Annotated in this window: 12 protein-coding genes, 1 tRNA gene and 1 pseudogene; 7 read left to right on the forward strand and 7 right to left on the reverse strand. The window is 42.0% G+C overall.

What is annotated here, in order from left to right:
• Positions 1-116: 116 nt before the first annotated feature.
• A tRNA-Phe gene (locus QZY09_RS10545) sits at positions 117-189 on the reverse strand.
• A gap of 260 nt (positions 190-449) precedes the next feature.
• Between QZY09_RS10545 and QZY09_RS10550 the strand changes: the two are divergent.
• Positions 450-1745 (forward strand): annotated as a pseudogene (locus tag QZY09_RS10550) (4Fe-4S dicluster domain-containing protein).
• A 90-nt stretch (positions 1746-1835) separates the two neighbouring features.
• On the forward strand, positions 1836-2627 hold the full coding sequence (locus QZY09_RS10555) for a (Fe-S)-binding protein (RefSeq protein WP_295672159.1): 792 nt from the start codon (positions 1836-1838) through the stop codon (positions 2625-2627).
• Between the two features lie 131 nt (positions 2628-2758).
• Here QZY09_RS10555 and QZY09_RS10560 read toward each other — a convergent pair whose 3' ends face one another.
• Positions 2759-3223 carry a hypothetical protein gene (locus QZY09_RS10560; protein ID WP_295672161.1) on the reverse strand — a complete coding sequence of 155 codons (465 nt, stop codon included), beginning with the start codon at positions 3221-3223 and terminating at the stop codon, positions 2759-2761.
• Positions 3224-3326: 103 nt separating this feature from the next.
• On the opposite strand from QZY09_RS10560, the gene QZY09_RS10565 reads away from it, so the two are divergent.
• The 5 genes from QZY09_RS10565 to QZY09_RS10585 all read left to right on the forward strand — a co-directional run bounded on the left by QZY09_RS10565 (position 3327) and on the right by QZY09_RS10585 (position 5396).
• Positions 3327-3812, forward strand: coding sequence for an ABC transporter ATPase (locus tag QZY09_RS10565; RefSeq protein ID WP_295672163.1), 486 nt, complete (start codon positions 3327-3329; stop codon positions 3810-3812).
• Positions 3813-3830: 18 nt separating this feature from the next.
• Positions 3831-4022, forward strand: coding sequence for a hypothetical protein (locus tag QZY09_RS10570; protein ID WP_295672165.1), 192 nt, complete (start codon positions 3831-3833; stop codon positions 4020-4022).
• On the forward strand, positions 4023-4358 hold the full coding sequence (locus tag QZY09_RS10575) for a type II toxin-antitoxin system RelE/ParE family toxin (protein ID WP_295672167.1): 336 nt from the start codon (positions 4023-4025) through the stop codon (positions 4356-4358).
• A gap of 130 nt (positions 4359-4488) precedes the next feature.
• Positions 4489-4773 (forward strand): YciI family protein, encoded by a 285-nt coding sequence (locus QZY09_RS10580; RefSeq protein WP_295672169.1) that lies wholly within the window; start codon positions 4489-4491, stop codon positions 4771-4773.
• A 110-nt stretch (positions 4774-4883) separates the two neighbouring features.
• The gene (locus QZY09_RS10585) at positions 4884-5396 is read left to right on the forward strand and encodes a YdeI family protein (RefSeq protein WP_295672171.1); all 513 of its coding nucleotides are present in this window, start codon (positions 4884-4886) and stop codon (positions 5394-5396) included.
• Between the two features lie 85 nt (positions 5397-5481).
• Here the strand turns inward: QZY09_RS10585 and mtgA are convergent, their stop codons facing one another.
• The 5 genes from mtgA to rpsF all read right to left on the reverse strand — a co-directional run bounded on the left by mtgA (position 5482) and on the right by rpsF (position 8276).
• Positions 5482-6240, reverse strand: a complete 759-nt coding sequence (gene mtgA, locus QZY09_RS10590) for a monofunctional biosynthetic peptidoglycan transglycosylase (protein ID WP_295672172.1) — start codon at positions 6238-6240, stop codon at positions 5482-5484.
• An 89-nt stretch (positions 6241-6329) separates the two neighbouring features.
• On the reverse strand, positions 6330-6920 hold the full coding sequence (locus QZY09_RS10595) for a hypothetical protein (RefSeq protein ID WP_295672174.1): 591 nt from the start codon (positions 6918-6920) through the stop codon (positions 6330-6332).
• Positions 6921-7185: 265 nt separating this feature from the next.
• Positions 7186-7629, reverse strand: coding sequence for a 50S ribosomal protein L9 (gene rplI, locus QZY09_RS10600; RefSeq protein ID WP_295672176.1), 444 nt, complete (start codon positions 7627-7629; stop codon positions 7186-7188).
• Between the two features lie 15 nt (positions 7630-7644).
• Positions 7645-7908: a 30S ribosomal protein S18 gene (gene rpsR, locus QZY09_RS10605; RefSeq protein WP_295672178.1), complete on the reverse strand. Its 264-nt coding sequence runs from the start codon at positions 7906-7908 to the stop codon at positions 7645-7647.
• Positions 7908-8276: a 30S ribosomal protein S6 gene (gene rpsF, locus QZY09_RS10610; RefSeq protein WP_295672180.1), complete on the reverse strand. Its 369-nt coding sequence runs from the start codon at positions 8274-8276 to the stop codon at positions 7908-7910. Before rpsF ends, rpsR begins: the two co-directional genes overlap by 1 nt.
• Positions 8277-8644 lie beyond the last annotated feature (368 nt).

Consider the following 8644-nt stretch of genomic DNA (forward strand, 5'->3'; position numbering starts at 1 on the left):
AACGCCAGTTAGCAAGTAAAGATTTACAATAATCTATTCGAGGCATTAAAGTGTACCCATTTTTGTACCCATACAAACAAAAAACCCCTTAGAAATGATCTAAGAGGCTTTTTATGTGGTATCAGCTGGGATCGAACCAGCGACACAAGGATTTTCAGTCCTTTGCTCTACCGACTGAGCTATGATACCGTCCGTTTCGGGATTGCAAATGTAGCGTTTTTTTTATATTACCTTAATTTTTTTTGAAAAAAGATTGAAGGCGTTGAAATGTTCTAAAGTTGGAATGTTGTAAGGTTAGTTAACCCCCTCTCTTTAAGGCGTTTTAATAATAAAATAAATTCAAAATCATTAAGTCAGTTTTTTAGGTACGATAAAAATAACATTCCAACGTTGCAACATTCCAACTTTCCAACAATTCCACTATATTTGAAAAATACTATGCACGCATAATGATTGCACAGATCCTTTTTATTATTATCCTTGCCGCCGCCATTTATTTGTTCAGCAAAAACGCTGGTAAAATAAGGCGCAATATCCTTTTGGGTAAAGACACCGACCGCTCAGATAACCCGGCATTGCGCTGGAAAACGATGGCAAAAATAGCCCTTGGTCAAACCAAAATGGTAAAAAGGCCGCTTGCCGCGGTGATGCACTTTTTTATTTATGTGGGTTTTATCATCATCAACCTTGAGGTGATGGAGATCATGATCGATGGCGTTTTTGGCACGCACCGGATCTTCTCAAAACCCCTGGGCGGTCTTTATGATTTGCTTATCGGCGGTTTTGAAATATTAGCCTTGTTGGTGCTTTTTGCCTGCGTTACTTTCCTTTCACGGCGTAACATTGCCCGTTTAAAGCGTTTTAGCGGCGTGGAGATGACCGAATGGCCAAAATCCGATGCCAACTATATCCTCATTATCGAAATACTGTTAATGTCCGCCTTTTTAACCATGAACGCTGCCGACCACAAGTTGCAGTTGTTGAATTTCGGACATTATATCAAAGCGGGTAGTTTCCCGGTTAGTTCTTTTATTTCACCTTTACTGCCCAGCAGCGCCGATTCGCTCGAAATGATAGAACGGGGGTGCTGGTGGTTCCATATTATCGGGATCCTGGCATTTTTAAATTATTTGCCCTATTCAAAACATTTTCATATCCTGCTGGCATTTCCGAATACCTATTATTCCAACCTGCATCCGAAAGGCCAGTTTACCAATATGGCATCGGTTACCAGTGAAGTAAAGGCCATGCTTGATCCCTCATTTGTACCAGAAGTGACCGGCGAACCGGCCCGCTTCGGCGCCAAAGATGTTACCGACCTCACGTGGAAAAACCTGATGGAGGCTTATACCTGTACCGAATGCGGCAGGTGTACCTCAGTTTGCCCGGCTAACCAAACTGGTAAATTACTATCGCCCCGCAAAATTATGATGGATACCCGCGACAGGATCACTGAAGTGGGCAACAACATTGACAAACAAGGCAAAGATTTTACGGATAGTAAGTCGCTGTTGGACGATTATATCACCCGCGAGGAATGATGGGCCTGTACTACCTGTAATGCCTGTACAGATGCCTGCCCGGTAAATATTAACCCGCTTGAGATTATTACCGAAATGCGCCGCTATGTAGTAATGGAAGAGTCGCAGGCGCCTGCAAGTTTAAACAATATGTTCAGCAACGTTGAAAATAATGGAGCGCCCTGGAAGTATAGCAGCGCGGATAGGTTGAACTGGAAAGAATAGTCATTATGTCATTGGGTCACTAAGTCATTTTTTCGCCTGCGCTACAATGACTTAATGACCTGATGACTCAATGACAGCAATGATAAATTTATGAATGAAATAAAAGTCCCCACCATGGCCGCAATGGCTGCCGAAGGCAAAAAGCCCGAGATCTTGTTTTGGGTGGGCTGTGCCGGCAGTTTTGATGAGCGTGCACAAAAAATTACGCGCGATATCTGCAAAATCCTGAATCATGTGGGCATCAGTTTTGCCGTGCTGGGTACCGAAGAAAGCTGCACCGGCGACCCGGCCAAACGGGCAGGTAACGAATTCCTGTTCCAGATGCAGGCGATGGCCAATATCCAGGTACTGGATGCGTATGAGATCAAAAAAATAGTGACCGGCTGCCCGCATTGCTTTAATACCATAAAAAACGAATATCCCGGACTGGGCGGCAATTACGAAGTGATTCACCATTCGCAATTGATACAGCAGCTGATAGACGAAGGCAAGTTAAAAGCCGAAGGCGGCGAAAGCTTTAAAGGCAAAAAGATTACCTATCATGATCCCTGCTATTTGGGCCGTGGCAACAATGTTTATGAGGCACCACGTGCAGCCCTTGAAGTTTTGGATGCGGAGTTGGTAGAGATGAAACGCTGCAAATCCAACGGTTTATGCTGCGGCGCCGGCGGTGCACAAATGTTTAAGGAACCCGAAAAAGGCAAGAAAGATATCAATATTGAACGGATGTCCGACGTGCTGGAATCAAAAGCCAGCGTGGTTGCTGCTGCCTGTCCCTTCTGTATGACGATGTTAAGCGACGGGGTGAAAAATGAGAATAAAGAACAGGAAATACAGGTGCTGGATATTGCGGAGATTACCGTGAGAGCGAACGGACTTTAAGCCAATAGGTAATAACGAACACCAAATGTCGAACGCCGAATATTGAAGTTAAAACTTCGAAATTTGACATTCAAGATTCATTATTCAATATTAAATTTCCGTTTTCTTTCTTAAAATTCATATTAGCAGGATTATAGCCGTTTCGCTTTAAAATAATTTAAAGCTTCGTGCAGGCTGTCCAAACGTTCAGGTTCCATGTTCTTCACAGGGATGTCCAATACAGTGGTCATGGAATCCACATCGCCATGGCGGTCGTTATAGGTCTGTACAATGATGTCATCCGCATGGGTTTTAAATTCCAAAATACCTGTAGTGCTGTTGCCCAGGTAATCAAAATCATTCATTTGGTGTAAGTTAAAGGAGTAATATTCCTGTTTGCCCTTTGCATAGGTTTTGCGCAGGCGGATAAAAGAATCAGGTGTTAAAAAAAACTCCACTTTTTTCAGTTTACTGTCGCCTGATGCGTCGTAGGATTGTGCAAGACAGCGGTTGGTATAAGTGAGCCAGTCCTGTTCATCAAAATGATATTTAAACCCATAACTGGTTGATAAAGCAATAATAAATGCGGTGGTTATAAGTACTTTTTTAATATCCATAGTAAAAATTGGCTTATCCTGTTAATAACGTGGATATTGGGTATCTGATATTAACATGACAACAAAGTTAATCCCTTAATTAATAAAATGCATAGCTTTGTGCATGCAATTTTCAGAAAATTCAAGGGTTTGGGTTTACCAGGCCGACAGGGAGCTATCGGACAGGGAAGTACAGCTGATACAAAACGAACTCGACAGCTTTGCCACCAGCTGGACAGCGCACAATAACCAGCTAAAAGCAAAGGGAGAAGTAAGGTACAACCGCTTTTTAATTTTAACCGTTGACGAGAGCCAGGCAGGCGCTAGTGGTTGTTCTATTGATAAATCTGTCCGTTTTATTAAGGATATGCAACAACAATTCAACATCAACCTGCTCGATCGGTTTAACCTGGCTTACCGCGAAGGCAGTGAAGTGCTTTCGGCGCCGCGCCATGTTTTTGAAGACCTGATCAAACAAGGCAGCATCAATACCGAAACCATTGTGTTTAACAACATGGTACAAAACTTAAGCGAGCTGCAAGCCAAATGGGAAGTGCCTTTTAAGGATAGCTGGCATATCCAGTTATTCAGGGATTTGATAAGTGTATGATTATAATTAGATTTGTATATGACAACATTCACTGTACAGGTTAAAGATAGCGATGCCGAAGTGGTGTTAACTATTTTAAAAAAATTTAAGGCAAAAGTTATACCATTACCAAAAGAAAATGACCTTACTTTGGAAATCGTGGAGGCAATTAAAGAAGTTAAGCTAATGCGGGAAGGTAAAATCCCGTCCTTAACTCTTGAAGACATTTAAATGGGGAATAAGATACGATATTCTTCTTTATTTGTTCGAAAAGCAAAAATTCTGAAAAAGAAACATGCTTCTTTAAAAGCCGATTTGGCAATTTTGGAAAAAAGTTTAATCGACAATCCCAAACAAGGGGATGACTTGGGGGCTGGGATTTATAAGGTGAGGCTTGCGATAAAAAGCAAAAATAAAGGGAAAAGTGGAGGTTATCGGGTAATAACTTATCTTGTAAGTCAAACAAGCGATAGCATCGACATTAACTTTATAACGCTTTACGATAAAAGTGAGGAGAGCAGTATAAATAAACAACTTCTGCTGAAGTTAGTAGAAAACCTTATTTGACAGCTTTTTAATGTGTTCAACAAGATGGCACAAGACCTAACCCAACTGCAAAGCAAATGGGAAGTGCCGTTTAAGGACAGTTGGCATATGCTACTGTTTGGGAATTTGGTGGTTTAATAACAAATATGATATGTTCATCATTGATTTAAACTATTTAGTCCCTCTTGAACAGTTGGCCGAATACATTGTTGCGCATCGGCAATATTTGGATAAATATTACAATTTGGGACTCTTTGTAGCTTCCGGAGCCAAAATTCCCCGGACAGGCGGTATCATCATTTCAGTTGCTGGGTCTGCTGAAGAACTGGAACAGATCATCACCGAAGATCCTTTTTATCAACATAATTTCGCTGAATTTAAGTTCACTCAGTTTTTAACTAAGCATCACCCCGCCCTTATAGATTTGCTGAATTAATTTTTGGTAATTATCTTTAAGCTACGGAACAATATGATAGCAGGGTAGACGCTTATAATGAAAAAGCCGCACCCTTTGCAAAACCGATATTAGCCTAGTTAAGGAAGCTGGTGCATGAAACCTCGCCCTTGCTAACCGAAACCATGAAATGGGGTTTTCCGTTTTTTGATTATAAGGGTTCAGTTTGCCAGATGGCTGCTTTTAAGGAGCATATGGGCTTTGGCTTCTGGAAGCAAAAGCAATTGGACGATCCGTGTAAATTTATAAAGGAGGAAGACGGCACGGCTGGTAGTTTTGGAAAGATCACCAGATTAAGCGACCTGCCAGCTGACGAAATTTTGGTGGATTTTATAAAACAGGCTATGTTGTTAAACGAGGCCGGCAATAAAAAGCCCGCGGTTAAAAAAGAAACGGCGCCAAAAGCCCCGATTGAAATGCCCGCTGATTTTGCCGAGCTGTTAGGTGCCAACCCAAAAGCGCTGGAAGTTTATTATGATTTCAGCCCATCAGCCAAACGCGAATACCTGGAGTGGATTGTAGATGCCAAAACCGAAGCTACCCGCCTGAAACGGATGGAAACAGCCGTGGAATGGATAGGGGAAGACAAGGAATTGGAAATATAAATAGGCCCCTAGCCCCCTAAAGGGGGAACAAAAGGAAATGGTCAGAATATCAGATATTAAACTCCCCCTTTAGGGGGCCGGGGGGCTAAAAATCCAGCGGCCCCAATCTTCGCATATTCTTCCTGATCAAATATTGCCGGTGCCGCAAGTGGTCATCTGGGTTGGTGGGCGACCATTTGAGCGGGTCGGGCCAAATGGAGGCAATGGCCGCTGCCTGGTAATTGGTAAGGTCGTGGGCGGATTTATGGAAATAGGCCTGCGAAGCGGCTTCAACGCCGTAAATGCCGTCGCCCATTTCTATTTCATTTAAATAGACTTCCATAATGCGCTTTTTGCTCCAGAACGTTTCAATTAATATAGTAAACCAGGCTTCCAGCCCTTTGCGTAAATAGGAGCGGCCCTGCCAAAGGAAAATATTTTTGGCTGTTTGCTGTGAGATGGTGCTGCCACCCTGCAATTTATGGCTATGCGCGTTTTTATCAATAGCCGCTTCCATGGCTTTAAAGTCGAAACCAAAATGATCCAGGAACTTTTGATCTTCCGCGGCTACGGCGGCGCGTTTCATGGGGTCCGCAATTTCATCAAAGTTGATCCATTTCTTGTCTATCTTCCATTCTTTACCGGCACTTTTGCGCTCAAAACCCCGTTCAATCATCAAATAGGTAACAGGCGGGTTAACAAAACGGAACAGCACCACAAAAAAAACGCTGCCTACCACAAAAACGATGATCACCAATTTCAGTATCCGAAAAATAAGCCTGAAGATTCCGCCTTTGAAGATCCCTTTTGAATTGGAGACGCCTGATTTTCTATTTGGAGCAGCTTTAGCTCTGGAAGTTTTCATCGGTTAAAAATACAAAAAACCACGGCCTTTGATCAATGAAAAAAACCGGCACAGCAATTTATTTGCCATGCCGGTTATATTTTAGCCAATTATAACTTAAAGTTCCATATCGCCTTTAAAGCCACCTGGCTGTAACCGCCTCCGGGCTCCTGCCGGTTTTCATAGTTCAGGCTTAAATCCAAATTTGATCTGCCGTTATAGTCCATAGGGAAACTATATCCCAGTCCGGGTGAGTAAATGAGTGCAGTAGCTTTGCCAGTATAATCCGAAGGGTAGGCATTAACATTGAATGATACACCGGCAAGGCCTTCAACAAAAAGCCTGTGCGCAAACCGCAATTTAAGGCCGGCTTCAACGGGTATAAACGAGGCTACATCGCCGCTCACATAAGTTGATGCACCATATCCGTAGCCATAATAATCAAAAGAATAACCGCCGCCTGATACATAGAAAGTATAACCGGTGCTTACCAAAAAGCTTAAAGGTGATTTATCAATGGGCAGTTCCAGGTTCAGGGATATGCCACCTGCTTCAGGAAATACACCTGAGGCAGCGCCCGTAGCAAATCCCGAACTTACGCCGATGCCAAATTTAGCAGTAGGTGCATTATTATAATATTGGGCAGAGGCGCAATAAACAGCGCCAAATAAAATTGCTACTATTAGTGAGAATTTTTTCATGCTGATGAAGATGGAATATTTTTATGAAAAGTAGATGAATTTATCCAGAATAGCGCAAGTTGCTGCAAAACGTACCAGAATATTTACGTAGCGATGAATTTCGGATTTCGGAATTTCGATTTCGGAATTGTTTTTTATTCCAAAGGACGGAAATATTGAATTTATTTTACCAAAAGTAAAAAGGTGTTTTGCATTGCAAAACACCTTTAAATATCCTAATCTCTAATTCCGAAATCCCTGCCTTCGGCAGGCAGGCGAAATCAAATTATTCAGCTACCACTTCAAAAGGTACCTGAACTTTTACTTCTTTATGCAGGTTAACGTTGGCAATATATTCACCAACAAATTTTGGCTCCTGGTCAAAAGTGATACGGCGGCGGTCAACCTCAAAGCCTTCTTTTTTCAAAGCGTCAGCAATTTGAATAGTGTTGATGGCACCGAATATTTTGCCGGTTTCGCCTGCTTTGGCGCCGATGGTTAATTTCACACCTTCTAAACGTGTAGCAATAGCATCAGCATCCTTGCGAATCTTTTCTTGTTTAAACTGAGCCTGTTTAAGATTTTCAGCTAAAACTTTACGTGCAGATTCAGTAGCCTGTATAGCATAACCCTTAGGGATAAGGTAGTTACGGCCATAACCTGGCTTTACTTTTACTACATCGTCTTTATCACCGAGGTGTTTTACGTCTTGTTTTAAAATAACTTCCATTTTTTTACCTCCTGATTATTTAAGTGAATCTGTAACGTAAGGTAATAAACCGATGTGGCGTGCACGCTTTACAGCCTGGGCCACTTTACGCTGAAACTTTAACGAAGTACCAGTTAAACGGCGTGGTAATACTTTACCTTGATCGTTAACAAACTTTAATAAAAAGTTAGCGTCTTTGTAGTCAATATACTTGATTCCGTTCTTTTTAAAACGGCAGTATTTTTTACGTGTATCCTCCACTTTGGGAGCGGTAACGTATTTAATTTGTTCGTTTGCCATTAGTTTGCAGCCTCCTCTGTTTTAACTGATTTCTTTTGGTTGAAAGCGCCGCTGCGTTTTTTCTCATTGTAAGCGATGGCATGTTTGTCCAAAGCGATAGTGAGGAAACGCAAAACACGCTCGTCGCGCCTTAATTCGATCTCCAGTTTGTTAATTAAATCACCCGGAGCCCTGAATTCAGTTAAGTGATAGTACCCTGTCGTCTTTTTTTGGATAGGGTACGCAAGTTTTCTCAAACCCCAATTATCCTCCTGGACAATTTCGGCTCCGTTATCAGTAAGGATTTTGCTGAACTTGGCAATGCCTTCGGCAGCAGCATCAACTGATAACAACGGGGTTAGAACGATCACGATTTCGTACTGTTGCATTGTTATACTTTGATTTTTAATAAATTACCCGCTATTACGGGGCTGCAAATGTAAGAAGTTTTTGTGGGAATTTTATACTTTTTGCAAAAAAATATGTTGTTGTTGGTGTTGGGGTTTGCAATTGAGGTTTTGGCGATAAGTTGTTGATTATTTGGCAGAAACAGGCAAGGTTTGATTTTAACAGAAATCGTAAAGACGCGATGCATCGCGTCTTTACGTCGTTCATTTCAAAAGGTTTTCAACGTTTATGGTGAGGATGTATCCGTACTTGTTGGAGTTTTCATACCAAAAAGGCGCAATTGCCGAAATTATTACCGTATCGGTGTTCCAGGTGTATTCATCCATGTTCAGGTGGTTCAGGTGGTTAT

Source organism: uncultured Mucilaginibacter sp., assembly GCF_903913935.1.
Classification (GTDB): Bacteria; Bacteroidota; Bacteroidia; order Sphingobacteriales; family Sphingobacteriaceae; genus Mucilaginibacter.